At 63.4% G+C, this 15,444-nt stretch carries 14 protein-coding genes; 7 read left to right on the top strand and 7 right to left on the bottom strand.

From position 1 onward, the window contains the following. The first annotated feature begins 65 nt into the window (after window positions 1-65). Together HYR72_04450 and HYR72_04445 are read left to right on the top strand one after the other, a co-directional pair. Window positions 66-1,571 (top strand): FAD-dependent oxidoreductase, encoded by a 1,506-nt coding sequence (locus tag HYR72_04450; protein ID MBI1814204.1) that lies wholly within the window; start codon window positions 66-68, stop codon window positions 1,569-1,571. A gap of 78 nt (window positions 1,572-1,649) precedes the next feature. Further along, window positions 1,650-2,426, top strand: coding sequence for a sterol desaturase family protein (locus tag HYR72_04445; protein ID MBI1814203.1), 777 nt, complete (start codon window positions 1,650-1,652; stop codon window positions 2,424-2,426). 22 nt (window positions 2,427-2,448) lie between these two features. Here HYR72_04445 and HYR72_04440 read toward each other — a convergent pair whose 3' ends face one another. The 5 genes from HYR72_04440 to HYR72_04420 are packed head-to-tail and all read right to left on the bottom strand — an operon-like array spanning window position 2,449 to window position 6,602. After that, on the bottom strand, window positions 2,449-3,240 hold the full coding sequence (locus HYR72_04440; protein MBI1814202.1) for a glutathione S-transferase family protein: 792 nt from the start codon (window positions 3,238-3,240) through the stop codon (window positions 2,449-2,451). A gap of 59 nt (window positions 3,241-3,299) precedes the next feature. Continuing rightward, window positions 3,300-3,926, bottom strand: coding sequence for a class I SAM-dependent methyltransferase (locus tag HYR72_04435; protein MBI1814201.1), 627 nt, complete (start codon window positions 3,924-3,926; stop codon window positions 3,300-3,302). Window positions 3,927-3,984: 58 nt separating this feature from the next. Then, window positions 3,985-4,188 carry a hypothetical protein gene (locus tag HYR72_04430; protein ID MBI1814200.1) on the bottom strand — a complete coding sequence of 68 codons (204 nt, stop codon included), beginning with the start codon at window positions 4,186-4,188 and terminating at the stop codon, window positions 3,985-3,987. 33 nt (window positions 4,189-4,221) lie between these two features. Continuing rightward, window positions 4,222-5,901: a DUF2147 domain-containing protein gene (locus HYR72_04425; protein ID MBI1814199.1), complete on the bottom strand. Its 1,680-nt coding sequence runs from the start codon at window positions 5,899-5,901 to the stop codon at window positions 4,222-4,224. Then, a complete protein-coding gene (locus HYR72_04420) occupies window positions 5,898-6,602 on the bottom strand; it encodes a TetR/AcrR family transcriptional regulator (GenBank protein MBI1814198.1) in 705 nt (234 codons plus the stop codon). The genes HYR72_04425 and HYR72_04420 overlap by 4 nt, the downstream gene beginning before the upstream one ends. 531 nt (window positions 6,603-7,133) lie before the next feature. Here HYR72_04420 and HYR72_04415 point away from each other — a divergent pair. Next, window positions 7,134-8,423 carry a transposase gene (locus HYR72_04415; protein ID MBI1814197.1) on the top strand — a complete coding sequence of 430 codons (1,290 nt, stop codon included), beginning with the start codon at window positions 7,134-7,136 and terminating at the stop codon, window positions 8,421-8,423. A 183-nt stretch (window positions 8,424-8,606) separates the two neighbouring features. Here HYR72_04415 and HYR72_04410 read toward each other — a convergent pair whose 3' ends face one another. Together HYR72_04410 and HYR72_04405 are read right to left on the bottom strand one after the other, a co-directional pair. Further along, complete coding sequence (locus HYR72_04410) at window positions 8,607-9,170, bottom strand: hypothetical protein (protein MBI1814196.1); 564 nt, start codon at window positions 9,168-9,170, stop codon at window positions 8,607-8,609. A 217-nt stretch (window positions 9,171-9,387) separates the two neighbouring features. Beyond that, on the bottom strand, window positions 9,388-10,158 hold the full coding sequence (locus HYR72_04405) for a phytanoyl-CoA dioxygenase family protein (protein ID MBI1814195.1): 771 nt from the start codon (window positions 10,156-10,158) through the stop codon (window positions 9,388-9,390). A 475-nt stretch (window positions 10,159-10,633) separates the two neighbouring features. Here HYR72_04405 and HYR72_04400 point away from each other — a divergent pair, with 475 nt between their 5' ends. From HYR72_04400 to clpA, 4 genes are all read left to right on the top strand, one after another. Further along, a complete protein-coding gene (locus tag HYR72_04400) occupies window positions 10,634-11,302 on the top strand; it encodes a TetR/AcrR family transcriptional regulator (GenBank protein MBI1814194.1) in 669 nt (222 codons plus the stop codon). Continuing rightward, a complete protein-coding gene (locus HYR72_04395; GenBank protein MBI1814193.1) occupies window positions 11,292-12,683 on the top strand; it encodes a carotenoid oxygenase family protein in 1,392 nt (463 codons plus the stop codon). The genes HYR72_04400 and HYR72_04395 overlap by 11 nt, the downstream gene beginning before the upstream one ends. A 116-nt stretch (window positions 12,684-12,799) precedes the next feature. Next, window positions 12,800-13,117, top strand: coding sequence for an ATP-dependent Clp protease adapter ClpS (gene clpS, locus HYR72_04390; GenBank protein MBI1814192.1), 318 nt, complete (start codon window positions 12,800-12,802; stop codon window positions 13,115-13,117). Between the two features lie 56 nt (window positions 13,118-13,173). After that, window positions 13,174-15,441, top strand: coding sequence for an ATP-dependent Clp protease ATP-binding subunit ClpA (clpA, locus tag HYR72_04385; protein MBI1814191.1), 2,268 nt, complete (start codon window positions 13,174-13,176; stop codon window positions 15,439-15,441). Window positions 15,442-15,444: the final 3 nt, after the last annotated feature.

Here is a 15,444-nt window from a genome sequence, read left to right as displayed (position 1 = left end):
GCCGCGGAACCTGCTTTACTCCGCCGCGTGGCTGTGAATTACATGCGAGGGGTTGGCCTGAACGCATGAGTGAAACACGAGAACTAGGAAGTCACACGCTCACCGGTCGCCACGCGATCGTGGTTGGCAGCGGCATTACCGGACTGGCGACGGCGCTGATGCTGAGTGCGCGCGGTGCCCGCGTCAGCTTGCTCGAACGTGACCCGCAGCCGGAGGTGGCGACGGCCAGCGACGCCTTTGCCGCATGGGAACGCAAGGGCGCTACGCAGGTGCGTCACTCGCACGCGTTCCTCGGACGACTGCGCACGTTGTTGCGCCAACACTATCCGGATTTGCTCGCTGCGTTGCTCGCGGCCGGCGCGCGCGAGCTGCGCATGATGGACAACCCACCGCCAACGCTGCGCGGATTGCAGCCCGAGCCTGGCGATGAGGACCTGGTCGCACTCGGCTGTCGCCGCACAACCTTCGAGTGGGTCACGCGCCGCTACGTGCTCGAGCGCGGTGGGGTAACGGTGATGCCGAACACGACCGTGCGCGAGCTGATCGCCGCGCCCGGCGCGACAGCGCCGGTGGTGTCGGGGGTACGCTACGTTAGCGACGGTGTTGCGGGCGAGCTGCGCGGCGACATCGTCGTTGATGCCAGCGGACGCACGTCGCATGCGCTCGAATGGCTGGCGGCGATCGGCGCGCGCGCGCCGTTCGAAGAAAGCGAATCATCCGGCGTGGTCTACTACACGCGCTTCTACCGTTTCGTGCCCGGAGCGGTGGAGCCGCGACCGGGTGGGCCGCATCCGACCGCCGCCGATTTCAATTGGGTGAAATACGCCGTGTTCCCCGCGGACGATCGTACGTTCTCGATCACCTTGGCGGCGCCGCTGGCGTTCCCCCGCATGAAGGTGTTGGCGCAGCCGGGTGCCTTCGACGAAATGGTTCGTCACATTCCCGGACTTGTGCCCTGGGTGGCACCGAACGTCGCGGAGCCGATCAACGAGTTGAATCATCCGGTGCAGGCGATGGGCGGGTTGATCAATCGGCTGCGTCGCTTCGTCGATGCGCAGGGACCCGTTGCCGTCGGCTTCTTCGTCCTCGGTGATGCCGCGTACTGCACGAACCCGCTGTACGGGCGCGGGTGTGCGCAGGGGTTCATGCACGCGGAGTTTCTCGGGCAGGCGCTCGACGCGCATCCGCACGATCTCGCGGCCGGCGCAGTGATGCTGGACGAGATTTCACGCGCCGAAATCGAGCCGTTCTATCGCGCGTCGATCCTCGCCGACCGCGAAGCCGTGCGCAAAGCCGAGGGACGTCAGCCGCGCACGTTGAAGGGGCGGCTGCAGACGCGCTTCTTCGAAGACGGCATCGCCGTGGCGACGCGTTGCGACCCGGTGGTGTTCCGCGCCTTCATTCGGATGATGAACATGTTCGAGACGCCAGAGCAGGCGTTCGGGCGTCGCGACGTCGTGCTGCGTTCGCTGTTGGTGTGGCTCCGCGGTAAGCGTTTTCGAAGCCGCTACGCCCTACCGCCTCCGCCGCTGCAAGAAGAGACGATGGCGCGGATTGAGGCGGCGGCGTGATATAGCGACTCGCGGGTGACCGGTGGCTTTGTTGATGGCTTCGCGACTGGTGCCCCTATTGTCCTTGAGTGCGCTGAGATGACGGAGGGGCAATTCCAAATCATTCGCGCGGTGGCGTTCGCTCTCGCGGTGGCGTTTGCGTTCGCGCTGCAGCGGCGGCTGCCGCATGCGCCAATGCGCGGGAGCTACCGCGTCAACCTTGTTTTGTGGGGCATTAACCTCGCGGTGTTGGGAGGGGTGTGCGGTGCGTGCGCCTGCACGATCAGCCGGTGGGCGGCTGTGCATCACCTAGGAATCCTGCACGTATGGGATGTGCCTCCTTGGTTCGCGCTACCCATGACGATTGTCGGGCTCGACTCGGTTTCGTACCTTTGGCACCGGGCCAACCATCGCGTCGCGGTTCTCTGGCGATTCCACCGTGTCCACCACTCCGATCTCAGCTTCACGGTGTCGACCGGGGTACGATTTCACCCAGGCGAGTTGCTGCTGTCTCTTCCGCTGCGGCTGACCGCAATCGTACTGCTGGGAGCGCCGATCGTGGCGGTGGTGATGTTCGAGGTCCTCTTCACAGTTGCCAATCTCATCGAGCACGGAAACATCAATTTCCACCCAGGGCTGGAGCGATGGTTGGCGCGCTTGCTTGTGACGCCGGCGCTCCATCGACGTCATCACATGCGGCGCCGGCCGGAACTGGACAGTAACTTCGGTACGATTTTCACGGTGTGGGACCGGCTTCTCGGCACCTACGGCGAGAGTTCGTCCGCGCTTCAAATCGAGGTCGGCTTGCCCGGACAGCAGCAAGCGCTGCCGCTGCGAACCGCCCTCGCGATGCCATTCGTCGGCGTTCGCGATTGAGGGGACGCCGTGCGCCGGCTTCCTATCGCGGCGCGGCGGACTCAGGGCTGACCGACAGCGGGAAGAATACGCGGCCGGCTTTCATCTCCTCGATGAACCAGGCGGCAAAGCCGTTCTTGATGACCCATTCGAGGCGATCGCTTCGCCACTGGACTCGGTAGGGATCAAACGCCGGGCGCTTCTCCTCTTGCAAGCGCTGGAGCGTCGCCAGCACGTCCGCATTATCCCGCAGCAGTGCCGGACGCTCTTGCACGCGGTCAAGCCAGCGCGCGAGGCCAGGGTGCCGAGCGGGATCGAGGCCGAAGCCGAGGAACGTTGCCGCCATGACATGGGGCACGACGGCGATATCGGCGAGCGAATAGGCCTCACAGAAAAACGGCGCCGTCCCGAGGTGCCGTTCGAGTTCATCGTAGAGCCGCTGCATGTCGCGGCCGGCGGCAACGTGCATCGCTTCGTGAACCTCGCTGCGGCCGAGCTCGATGATCGCGACCGCATAGGTGGCGGCGTCGAGTTGAGTGTCAGCGAGGTCCTCGATGAGTCGACACTTCGCACGCGTTTGTGCGTCGTGCGGGTACAGCGGTGGGGCAGGGTAGCGATCCTCGATGTACTCGCAGATCACCGTCGAGTCGTAGAGTGCGAAGTCACCATCGAGCAACGCAGGCACTTCGGCGCGCGGGTTCACGTCCACGAAGTCGGTCCGGTTGCAGTCGCCGTGGAGTGCGCGCACCCGCTCGAACGGGATATCCTTTTCGTACAGCGCAATGCGTACCTTGCGTGCGTACGGGCTGAAGACATCGTCGAAGATAGTGAGCATGCGTCCCGCTGTACCATGGTGGCGAAGGTGCGGCCATCAGGTCGGCGGCGAATCCACCGCTAGCGCCGGTGGGCGATAGCAAAGACGATGGTACGCGATGAGATCGAACGCGGGATCATGTCGATGTCTCGGAAACCGACTTGATCGAGCAGATCACGTACCTCATCGCTGGTGTAGAACCGATAGACCGTCGCGGGGAAGCTCGCGCTCGCCTTCTCGTCATCGCGTGGCCCGAAGCCGATCACGAAGCGTCCCCCCGGTTTGAGAACCCGGTAGATCTCGCGCAGGTGCTGCTGTGGATCGGGCCAGAAGTACAGCGTGTGCAACGAGTAGGCTCGGTCGAAGCGACCGTCGGGGTACTGCAGGTGGGCGCTGTCGCCGAGCTGCAGGTCGACGCGCTGCTCGCGAATCAAGTGACGAAGGTGGTGAGTGGCCATGCGGACCATCTCTTCGGAGAGATCCACGCCGGCAACGATCCCGTGCGGCACCTGCGCCGCCGCGCGCTCGATTGTGCGGCCGTGCCCGAAACCGATTTCGAGGAGGTGATCGGTCGGCTGCGGATTCAGCAGCGACAGCAGCTCTACGTTGGCTTCCGCCGTCTCGGCCGCCATGATGCGGGCGATGAATCGACCCAAGAGCCCCGTCGGGCACCGACTTTGACGCGCGATGAATTCAGGGCGTCGCATTGGCGGTACCTCCATCAAGTCTATCATCGCTCCGCCGAACCGGCGGCCGACGAGTTGGTCACGAACCGCCGGGATTGAGATCGTGGGAAACGGCGCGCACGCCGAAGTAGTAGGTCGCGCACGCGCCGATCACGCTGCTGGCGAAGCCGATCGTGAGATCGTTGAGCCCGGCGATACAACTGCGCGGGATCACGATCCCGTAGCCGATGACGAGCGTCGGGACCACGAAGCCGATGAGGGGATAGAAGTAGCGAACTTTCATGTCAGTGCTCCTGTCGTGTTCTGGCGATGAGCCTCAGCGCTTGCACATCTGGTTTTCCATTCCGGCTCGAATCCACGTAGTGGTGCGGCCGAGCAGGGGCACGCCGATGTAGCCGCGGAGGCGGAGACGGTTCTCTCCATCGAGTTGCAAGCTGCAGCGGTAGGTATTGCCGCTCGCCGGGTCGTAGATCGTGCCGCCACTCCAGGCCCGAGCATCAATCGCTTCGAGTCCCGCGAGAATCTGGATGCCGACGAGCGGCCGGTCGCGCAGCGCCGGGTCCGGATTACGATTGTCGCGCTGCTCGCAGCCGTCTTCGTCGAACGGTGAGCGCAGCCACACCACGCGACCGCAAAGGCCCTCGCCGCAGGCGGTGACCTCGACCTGCGCCGCGCCTCCTTCCGCATACCAGAGGCCCATTGGGGTTTCGGCTCGCGCCGGATGGCTGAATAGCAAGCCGAAGATGACGCCGACGATGAGAACAGCAGTCGTCGGGGCGAGTGCGCGAAGGTGCGCGTACCTCGCCTTCGGCTTCATGCCGAGCAGAAACCGAGTCATGGCGAAGCGGCGCACCACGAGGTGATAGACGCCGAGTGTGGCGACGACCGCGGCGATCAGAAGCAGCGTGAACTTGGCGGCGATGCCAAGCGAAAGCTGGATGAGCCCGTATCCGATGAGGACAATCGCGGGTTGATGGAGGATGTACACTGGGAAGGCGGACTCGGTGAGGTAGGGGAGTATCGTGCTGGTGCGCGCGAGATAGCGATTCGCGAAACCGAGCAACGCCACGATGAAGCACCACCCGGCAATCGCGGAGCCTGCCAGGAGAATGGTGGGCGAGCTGAAGACGCCGAGGACCGCAACCAGCAACACCAGCACGGTGGCGATACCGAGAGTCAGTGCACGCGTACGTTCCTGGTATGCGGCCGCTTCAAATTCTGGGAAGCGTGCCAGCAAAAATCCCGCGAACAGGTAGGTGCTGTAGTAGGCGATATTCGCCCAGTCGTCGAAGAGGTTTTGGATTCCGGGCCAGCGCTCGCGAAGGGTCAACTGGATCAATGCCAACGGGAGCGTGGGTAGGTAAACCCATGCCGAGGACACACGTGTGTTCGGCGACAGTGGTCGCAGTCGCATGAGCCAGCCGAGCAGCGGCTGGTAGAGCACGGTGAACGTGAATAAGTAGGCGATGAACCAGAGATGCGACCAACTGAATCGACTGAGGTGTGTGAAGAAGCTGGGCAGGAAGGTGCGAAAGGTCTCGTCGAATGGGGCCGCGACAGGGAGGCTGCCTGGAATGACGAGCTTGAATCCGGCTTCGAGAGCGGGACTGACGCGCAATCCGGCGTAGTTCAAATCGAGGCCGCTGCGGAGTTCTAGGTACTTGATCGGTGGGCAGACGAGCGCGCAGCCCATGACCAAGGGAATCCACAATTTGAAGATCCGTTCTTTGAGAAAGTCTCGGCGGCCCCGCGCCTGCAGGGAGGAACACGCGGACCAGCCTGCCAAGAGGAAGAAGAGCGGCATGTGCCACAGGCTGATGAAGCCGCTCAGCACCAGCATGCCGAACGAAAGGTCGGCGTTGCGGATGTGGTAGAAGGGCGCGGGGTTGAAGACCATCGCGACATGGAAGACGAAGAGTAGGTACGTGGCGAAGACGCGCAGCCAGTCGATGTCGTAGCGACGCGTCGCATCGGTCGTCGATGAGCCCGGAATCATGATCGTGCCTCCTTCATCAAGCCGCCGACAATGAATTGGACCACCGTGTCCTCAGCGACTTGATCGTCGATCACTTGGGGGGACGGGTCCCAGTGACGGTGAACGGCCCACGTCACGATCGTTTCCATGATGACGCGTGCCGCGACGGCAACATCGGGAACCGGGCGGAACAGCTTCTTGCGAATCCGATTCCCCAGGTAGTTCGAGAGCCCCTCGATGAGCGCGCCGCGTGCTCCCGCGAACCACAAGCTGGCGAGTTCGGGGTGGAACTGCGCCGACCGGTCCATCAGTTTGATGCCGCGCCGGTTACGGCTGATCGTGCCGTAGATCTCGCGAATGATCTGGGTGAGTTCCGCGCGTGGATTGGCGACGCGTTGGCGCACGAGCGCCGCAACGAGCGCCGGCACTGGTGCCTGTTCCGCCAAACGTGTGCGCACGTGCTGGACGGTCCTGCCGGGTTTCGGTGTGCGGACCGGGAGCGTTGGTGGTGTCGCAATGGGATGCTCTGCGTCGGCCGAGCGCACGACCAGATCGAAGAGCGCATCCTTGCTTTCGACGTAGAGATACAATGTCCCTTTAGCGATGCCCATCGCGTTGGCGACATCGGCCATCTGCGTGCGAGCGTATCCCTGTTCGATGAACACCTGCGTGGCGCAGTCGATGAGTTGCTGAAAACGGTCGGCGGGAATCGTGCGAGCCATGGCGGGCTTTATACATGACCGACTAGGTCAGTCAATAGGCCCAAATGCGGCGATGAGATGAACCCGTTGCGTCTCTTCGAGGACGGCGGCGTGGTGGCGTCATGCTGCGCTCGCTATTGGTGTGGAGCGGGGGCTGCCACGGTGACAACGAGCGCGAGGTGTTGAGCTTGTAGAAAAACTCCGCACGTCCTGTAGAATCAGTGTTACCGAGCAGCGTCTCGATGCGGAGACGGCTGAGGGGATGGGGAGGGGCGGATGGCGCGGTACAAGCCGTACAACCTGAAGCAGGACAAGATGATCCCGCTGAGCTACGCGGATCAGATCGTGGCGGGCTCGTTCGAGTACGCGCTTAACGAGATCGTCGAGGCGCACCTGGATCTGACGGTGTTCGCGGCGCGCTACCGCAACGACGACACCGGGCGCCTGGCCTACGATCCGAAGGTGCTGCTCAAGATCGTGCTGTACGGGTACTCGAAGGGCATGGTATCGAACCGCAAGCTGGAGGAAGCCTGCCGCCGCAACGTCGTGTTCATGGCGCTATCGGCGGACACGCGGCCCCACTTCACGACGATCGCGGGGTTTGTGAGTGAGCTGGAGCAGGAGATCGTGCAGCTGTTCCGCGACGTGCTGCTGTACTGCGAGGAGCTCGGGCTGCTCGGCAAGGAGCACTTCGCGGTCGACGGGTGCAAGCTGCCCTCGAATGCCTCCAAGCAATGGAGTGGGACGCACGAGGAGCTGCGCGAGCGGCAGCAGAAGATGGAGAAAGCGGCGCAAGAGATCGTGCGCCGCCATCGCGACCGCGATGAACGCGAGCAGCACGGACCGGTGGCGGAACAGGACGAGAAGAAGCTGGCGACCTACCGGACAAAGATCCAGAAGATCAAGACGTTTCTCTTGAGCGCGAAGAAGAACATCGGTCCAAGCGGCAACGAACGGAAGAGCAACATCACCGATCCGGACAGTGCGAAGATGGCGACCACGCACGGCGTGATCCAGGGGTACAATGGGGTCGCGATGGTCGACGACCGCCACCAGATCGTGGTGCATGCCGAGGCGCTCGGCGAGGGGCAAGAGAACCACCTGCTCGAACCGATGGTCCAGGCGACACGGGAGACCTTCGCGGCGATCGGGCGTACCCAGGATGTGTTTGTGCAGGCCACGCTGACGGCCGACAGCGGCTACCACAGCGCCAAGAGTATGGAGTACATCGTGCACAGCGACGTGGATGCGTATGTGGCCGATCGGGAGATGCGGCGGCGGGACCCGGCCTTTGCGAATGCGGGCCGGTACAAGGAGCGGCACCGCAAAGAGCAGCGCCGCCGCAGTGGAGCGGTGGAGCACAAGTGGTTCACGCCCGCCGACTTTGTCTACGATGAGAGCAAGCAAACCTGCATCTGCCCAGCGGGGCAGAAGCTCTACCGCAGCGGCGTCGACATCGTCACGGGGGGCTATCGTGGCGCCCACTTCAAGGCGCCGAAGCGCGCGTGCGGCCCCTGTGAGCTGCGCCGCCAGTGTTTGCGCCACCCGGAGCGCACCGCGCAACGTCAGGTGGTGTTCTTCAAAGAGCGCGTGCCGGGAGCACGCCGAGCGCCACCGGCGCCGCCGCCCGCGATCGAGGCGATGAAGCGCAAGATCGACAGCCCGCTGGGCCGATTGATCTACGGCCGCCGGATCGCCACGGTGGAACCGGTGTTCGGCAACCTCCAGAACAAGGGCATGCGGCGCTTCACGTTGCGTGGGCATAAGAAGGTGGACGCGCAGTGGAAGCTCTTCACGCTGGTGCACAACATCGAGAAGATCGCGCACTACGCCGCGGCATGAAGGCCGCGCAGCCGACAAAGCGGCGCGCTGGTTCAGCCCTCGCCGGGCGAGCCGAGCTGACCGTCGGATGAGATCCGTGCTGCCACGATCGCCAGGGAAAGCATTTGCCAACCGCCACCGGGTTTTTCTACAAGCTCGTTAGCTGCACCGCGCACCTGTCTGCCTGGAGGCGGAGGCGTCAGCTCACAGGTAGGGCGAGCGACAGACTATCCAATCGCTGACGAGCCGAAGCTCTAGTATCGATGGGGGTAGTGCTGCCGCACCGCGGCGGAGGCCGTCGATTTCGAGCTGCAAGGTCTTTGGAGCAAACTCACCGGAGATATGATACCAGAGCAGGATCTTCGTGTATTCGCCTGTTGAGATCTCCAATTCCTCCTGGCCGAACGGCTGACAAAAAAGCAAGCCGAGGTGATTTTCGATCTCGACGGAAGGAGGCCGTCCGACTGCATCGCGAGGTAGCCGGAGCGTCACCTTGTGGGGATCGATCACCGTTCCGTTTTCGTGAGCCTGGAGTTCGAGCATCACCGGAAATGGTTCGTGCCAGAGATCGCTCTCGCCGTTCCAGAATATCGCGGGGATCACCGGGAGCGGAAACGGGAAGCGAGGCCCGGCCGTCCAGATGAACTCTCCTCGGCGAGGGTAAACTCGGATCGAAATGTCGTCGCGGGAGAGCACCGCGATTGGGCCATCATCTGAAACCGTCGCCTGGTAGCACGTGCGTGCCGTGGAGTCGGGTTGCTTCGACATCGCTGGTGGCAAGGGCGTGTAATAGTCGGTTGAGAAGAGAACTGCACATCCTTGCGCGAGCAGCGAACACGCCGCGGCTACGATGGCAGCAACACTGCGCTTATGAATTGAGTGTACCGACCAATTCGGTAGTCCAGGCAAGGTTTGATGAATAGGCCTTGGTGTCCTCAGGGGGCACTGCCTCAGAAGCCTGCCGGCCGCAGGCAACACGACAGGTTCAGGCATCGAGCGTCCGCCGCGGGTGGCGGCCGTCGACGTAGCCGAGGAACGGCGGATGGATGTTGTAGCCGAGCAGCTCCTGCAAGCGCTCGGGCAGGGTGCGTGCGATCTCGCGCGGAACGGCAAGAATGTGATTCTCTTGCGGCCGCAGCCACGACGCAACGTATTCGAGGATGACGCCCAATCGCGGACGCTCGGTGGTGTTGGCGCCGCCGCCGTGCCACACGCTGCCGACGTAGAACATCATCGACCCAGCCGACATCTCCGCTGCGATCGTTGGCGTACTTTCGTCGGGCCGTCGCTCGTGCCCGTGATGACTGCCCGGGACCAAACGCGTCGCCCCGTTGGCCGCGGTGAAGTCGTCGAGTGCCCACATCGTGTTGACCACCACATCGGCATGCGGCTGCGGCAGCGGGTAGACGCCGTCGTCGCGATGCAGCGCTTGCGCGGCCTCGCCCGGCCCAACCTCGATCGCGACCGGCGCGCTGAATTGATAGTGCCCGAGCACGCGGTCGAGGACGCCGAGCACCAGCGGATGGATGGCCGGCGCATCGAACGTTCGTGTCTTCGCGAACAACGCGTACACGCGGCGCGTTCCAAAACCTTCGAAGGAATTGCGCCCTTGCGGAGTCGCTGCCAACACCTGCGCGAGTTCAGCACGGATGCGTCGCGCATCTTGTGGATCGATCAGACTCTCGATGATCGCGTAACCGTCGGCTTCGAGGCCGCGGAGCACGTCGTTGACCGAGGCATCGCGGGCAAGCGCCATGACCAACGCATACCATGTTTGACGGATCAGGAACGAATGGAGCACATCCTCGCCTGACCAAGAGACAGCTAACCTCGATCCAGAAAGAGATCTCACCACCGAGAGCACAGAGAGCCCAGGGGGACAAGGATGTCCGAGCTGTCAGGTCGCCGGCGACTAGCATCATCGGATGACGTCCGTGAAAGACGTCCAGGCCCGATTCTCTGTGTCACGTCTCTGTGTTCTCGGTGCCTCTGTGGTGCGTTCATTTTCGCTTTGAGGCTAGTCCTCTGCTCACCCCGTAGCCGCACCCTCCAGGGTGCGTCCCTTCGTTGTCACTACGAAGGCTGGTGCGGTGATACGGCGCAGGCTGAAGCCTGCGGCTACCGAAGATCGAGACTTTCGCATCGAATGGCGGCGCACCCCCATCTTGACTCTACTATAGCGACGCTATAGTAGTCCGCTCGAAATGATTGCAGCAGTTGCAGTGCGTAGCGTGCGACGGGATCGAGCGGCGGAGATCACTCGCCGACGGATTCTCAAAGTCGTCGAACAGCTGCTCGCGCAGGGCGGCGAGGACGCGGTGTCGATCCGTGAAATTTGCCTGCGCGCGGCGGTGACGCCGCCGACCGTCTATCATCACTTCGGAGACAAGCAGGCGCTGATCGATCGGGTCATCAGCGACTGCTTCGTCGAGTTCGATCGGACGATGGCGCGGCGACGGGTGCCGGCGGACCCGGTCGAAGTGTTGCGAGTCGGGTTCGATCGCTACGTCGAGTACGGCGTCGCCCATCCGAGTCACTACCGATTGATGTTCCAGCCGGCGCATGCGCGGCCGACGGCGGCCGGCATGGCGTCGTACAACAAGCTGCGCTCGGCGATAGCGGCGGTCGATGCGGCGGATCGCTTGCGGGCGCCGGTGGACGAGGCGGCGTTTGCGTATTGGAGCGCGGTGCACGGCGTCACGTCGCTGCTCGCCGCCGGCTTTGGGCACCCGGGTGATGCGGCCGTCGCCCTCGTGCGCGACGCGCTCATCGAGCGGCTGACTACTGTGAATGGCAAGAGGGGTCGCGGGACGACGGTGCCCTCACCCCAGCCCTCTCCCAGAGGGAGAGGGGGCGGACGAGGAAAGCGAGACCAAAAGGAGGTCCATCATGGGGCGTGAGAGTGAAACGAATCCATTTCTCCAGGGCAACTTCGGCCCGATACGTAGCGAGGACGATTTTGATCAGCTGCGCGTGATCGGCGAAATTCCGCGCGAGTTGAACGGCACCTACTACCGAAACGGATCGAATCCAGCCTTTGAGCCCAAGGGGCGCTACCATTGGTTCGACGGCGACGGCATGATCCACGCCGTCGCGCTACGTGACGGTCAGGCGAGCTATCGCAACCGCTACGTGCAGAGCCAAGGTCTCGGCGAAGAGCAGGCGGCCGGCCGCGCACTGTACGGCGGCATTCTCGACATCGGCAAAGAGATGACCGAGGCGCCGAAGTTCAAGAACACCGGCAACACCAACATCGTCGTGCACGCTCGCAGGCTGCTGGCGTTGATGGAGGGGGCACTGCCGACGCAATTGCAGCTCGGCTCGCTCGCCACGCTCGGTGAATTTGATTTCGACGGCAAGCTCAAGACCGCGATGACCGCGCACCCGAAGATGGACCCGGAGACCGGCGAGATGCTCTTCTTCGGCTACGCGCCGTTTCCGCCGTACCTGACGTACCACGTCGCCGACAAAGACGGACGGTTGGTGCGCAGCGAGGAGATCGACATCGCTTGGCCGTCGATGATTCACGACTTCGTCACTACGCGGGATCACGTCATCTTCATTCTCTGCCCCCTGGTGTTCAGCATCGAGAACATCGCCGCGACCGGGTCGCCGTTCAGTTGGGAGCCCGACCGCGGGACACGCATCGGCGTCATGCCGCGCAACGGCGGCAACGCCGACGTGAAGTGGTACAGCACCGACGCCAGCTATGTGTTCCATCCGATGAACGCGTTCGGCGACGGCGACACACTCGTGCTCGAAGTCGCTCGGTTCGGCAAGCTGGTGTTCATGGATCCGGCCGCGCAGCAGCAGGCGCAAGGTCCCGAAGTGAATCCGCGTCTGCATCGCTGGACGATTGATCTGAAAGGCGGCGGTGTGAAGTCCGAACCGCTCGACGATCGCGTCGCCGACTTCCCGCGGGTGGCCGATGCGCGCGTCGGCTTGCCGCATCGTTTCGGATACATGGCCGGTGCCGGGGCGCACATGAGTGCGACGCCGGAGTTCACCGCTGTGTATAAGTACGATCGGCAGAGCGGGCGCCAAGACACGCACGACTTCGGTCCCGGCAACGGCTGCGGCGAAGCGGTGTTTGTGCCCAAGCGCGCGTCCGGGGCGGAGGACGGAGGGTACTTGCTGACCTTTGTCTACGACGCGGCGCACAAGCGCAGCGAGTTTGTCATCCTCGACGCGCAGAATGTCGGTGCCGAGCCGATCGCGCGTGTGCAGATCCCGCGCCGCGTGCCGTACGGCTTTCACGGCAACTGGGTTGCTGGCGCGTAGCCAGCCCAGAGTAGCGGACGATAGCTGCTTGCCACGTCCTTGTGGCGGTCGAACCGGAACCTGATCGCCGGCCCTGACTTGCTCCGGACGGACCGCCGCACTACATTTGGAGCGGCATGAGCAAGCAGGGCGCACCCGAGTCCGATTACGCAGTCATCACCGAGACCGAGAAGAAGGTCGAGGAGCCCAAGCTCTACAAGGTGCTGCTGCACAACGACGACTACACCACAATGGAATTCGTGGTGCAGGTGCTGGAGGCCGTGTTTCACAAGGCGCTGACGGAGGCGACGCAGATTATGCTGCACGTCCACCGCCGTGGCATCGGTGTCTGTGGCATCTACACATTCGAAGTGGCCGAGACCAAAGTCGCCGAGGTGCTCGGGCTCGCCAAAGCGCACGAGTATCCGCTGCAGTGTACGATGGAAGAGGCTTAGCCGTAGGCGGCCGTTGAGAAGAGGCTTAGACGAATGCGGAGAGGAAGGGCAGGCCGATGATCAGTCGCGAACTGCAAGCCAGCTTGACCCTGGCGTTGATGGAAGCCAAACGACGCCGGCACGAGTACCTCAGCCTTGAGCACGTGTTGTTCGCGCTGCTGCACGACCACGATACCGCCGAGGTGATTCGCCACTGCGGCGGCGATCTCGATGCGATCAAACGCGACATCGAGGCTTTCTGGGCCACCCATGTGCGGGCGTTGCCCGAGGGCGCGGAAACCGATCCGAAGCAGACCCTCAGCTTTCAGCGCGTGGTGCAGCGCGCCGCGATGCATGTGCAAGCCGCCGGCAAGCGCGAGATCGACGGCCGCAACATCTTGGTGGCGATGCTGCGCGAGCCGGAGTCGCACGCGGTCTTCTGCCTCGAGAAGCAGGGCATCACTCGCCTCGACGTGCTCAACTACGTCTCGCACGGCATTTCGAAACTGGCGCAGGAACCTGATCCGACTCCGGACCGCGACGACGATGACGACGAGTCGGGATCACGCCGGGCGCGCAATCCGCTCGAACTGTTCACGCTCAATCTCGTGCAGCGGGCGCGTGAGGGGAAGATCGATCCCTTGATCGGTCGCGCGGCGGAGTTGCAGCGGACCATTCACGTGCTCTGTCGGCGGCGCAAGAACAACCCCATCTACGTTGGCGACGCCGGCGTCGGCAAGACGGCGATGGTCGAAGGGCTGGCGTTGCGCATCTCCAAGGGCGAGGTCCCGAGCGCGCTCAAGCAGGCGGTGATCTACTCGCTCGACATGGGCGCCCTGCTGGCCGGCACCAAGTTCCGCGGTCAATTCGAGGAGCGCCTCAAGGGGGTGCTGGCGGCGCTCAAGCGCGAGCCGCACGCGATCCTGTTCATCGATGAGATCCACACCATTGTCGGCGCCGGCGCCACCAGCGGCGGTTCGATGGACGCCTCGAACATGCTCAAGCCCGCGCTCAGCTCGGGCGATCTGCGTTGTATCGGGGCGACCACGTTTCACGAGTACAAGAGTTACTTCGAGCGCGATCGCGCGCTGGCCCGCCGCTTTCAGCGCATCGACGTCTTCGAGCCGAGCGTCGACGAGACCACTAAAATCCTCGAAGGCCTGCAGCCGCACTACGAGCAACATCACGGCGTGCGCTACACCCCGGAGGCGATTCGCACCGCCGCCGAGCTGGCCAAGCGCTACATCAACGATCGATTTCTACCGGACAAGGCCATCGACGTGATCGACGAGGTCGGCGCGGCGATGAAGATTCTGCCAGCCGAAGAACGTCGTGAGATGATCGAACGCACCGACATCGAAGATGCCGTGGCGCGGATGGCGAAGATCCCGCCCAAGAACGTCTCCATCGACGTGCGCGAGCAGCTCAAGAATCTCGATAGCGATCTCGGCATGGTGATCTTCGGGCAAGACGCGGCGATCACCGCGCTCGCCAGCGCGATCAAACTTTCACGATCCGGCCTAGGCCACCCCGAGAAGCCGGTGGGCAGCTTCCTGTTCTCGGGTCCGACCGGTGTGGGCAAGACCGAAGTGGCGCGCCAGCTCGCACGCATCTTGGCTGTCGAGTTCATCCGCTTCGACATGAGCGAGTACATGGAGAAGCACACCGTCTCACGCCTTATCGGCGCGCCGCCGGGCTACGTCGGCTTCGATCAGGGTGGGCTGCTCACCGATGCGATCAATCGCACGCCGTACGCGGTGCTCCTGCTCGACGAGATCGAGAAGGCGCATCCCGATCTGTTCAACATTCTGCTGCAGGTGATGGACCACGCCACGCTCACCGACAACAACGGACGTAAGGCGGATTTCCGCAACGTCATCCTGATCATGACCACCAACGCCGGCGCGCAGGAGATGAGCGCGACACCGGTTGGGTTTGGTGCGCGGAGCAACGCGGGCAAGGGCAAGCAAGTAATCGAGCGAATGTTCAGCCCCGAGTTCCGCAACCGTCTCGATGCCACGATCGCCTTCGAGTCGCTCAACGACGACGCGATCAAACGGGTGGTCGACAAGTTCCTCATCGAACTCGATCTGCAGCTCAACGAGAAGAACGTCATGGTGCAAGTCAGCGACCGGGCGCGGGCGTGGCTCGCCAAGCGCGGCTACGATGCGGTGTTCGGCGCGCGCCCGATGGCGCGACTGATTCAGACCGAGATCAAGCGACCGCTCGCCGATGAGATCCTCTTCGGCCGGCTACAAAACGGTGGGACGGTTGAGATCGACGAGCGCGACGACGCGTTGACCTTCCACTACCCGGCGAAGGTACCGGCAACCGTTGAATCGTAAGGG

Source organism: Deltaproteobacteria bacterium (assembly GCA_016178705.1).
In the GTDB taxonomy this organism is placed as follows: Bacteria; Desulfobacterota; Binatia; order HRBIN30; family JACQVA1; genus JACOST01.
This window is presented reverse-complemented; position numbering and strand designations above follow the sequence as displayed.

Bases quoted from the DNA above. Each gene is read 5' to 3' on its own strand.
- HYR72_04445 (MBI1814203.1), top strand. From the start codon at position 1,650: ATGACGGAGGGGCAATTCCAAATCATTCGCGCGGTGGCGTTCGCTCTC.
- HYR72_04420 (MBI1814198.1), bottom strand. From the start codon at position 6,602: ATGGCTCGCACGATTCCCGCCGACCGTTTTCAGCAACTCATCGACTGC.
- clpS (MBI1814192.1), top strand. From the start codon at position 12,800: ATGAGCAAGCAGGGCGCACCCGAGTCCGATTACGCAGTCATCACCGAG.
- HYR72_04450 (MBI1814204.1), top strand. From the start codon at position 66: ATGAGTGAAACACGAGAACTAGGAAGTCACACGCTCACCGGTCGCCAC.
- HYR72_04440 (MBI1814202.1), bottom strand. From the start codon at position 3,240: ATGCTCACTATCTTCGACGATGTCTTCAGCCCGTACGCACGCAAGGTA.
- clpA (MBI1814191.1), top strand. From the start codon at position 13,174: ATGATCAGTCGCGAACTGCAAGCCAGCTTGACCCTGGCGTTGATGGAA.
- HYR72_04425 (MBI1814199.1), bottom strand. From the start codon at position 5,901: ATGATTCCGGGCTCATCGACGACCGATGCGACGCGTCGCTACGACATC.
- HYR72_04430 (MBI1814200.1), bottom strand. From the start codon at position 4,188: ATGAAAGTTCGCTACTTCTATCCCCTCATCGGCTTCGTGGTCCCGACG.
- HYR72_04410 (MBI1814196.1), bottom strand. From the start codon at position 9,170: ATGTCGAAGCAACCCGACTCCACGGCACGCACGTGCTACCAGGCGACG.
- HYR72_04395 (MBI1814193.1), top strand. From the start codon at position 11,292: ATGGGGCGTGAGAGTGAAACGAATCCATTTCTCCAGGGCAACTTCGGC.
- HYR72_04405 (MBI1814195.1), bottom strand. From the start codon at position 10,158: ATGGCGCTTGCCCGCGATGCCTCGGTCAACGACGTGCTCCGCGGCCTC.
- HYR72_04435 (MBI1814201.1), bottom strand. From the start codon at position 3,926: ATGCGACGCCCTGAATTCATCGCGCGTCAAAGTCGGTGCCCGACGGGG.
- HYR72_04415 (MBI1814197.1), top strand. From the start codon at position 7,134: ATGGCGCTATCGGCGGACACGCGGCCCCACTTCACGACGATCGCGGGG.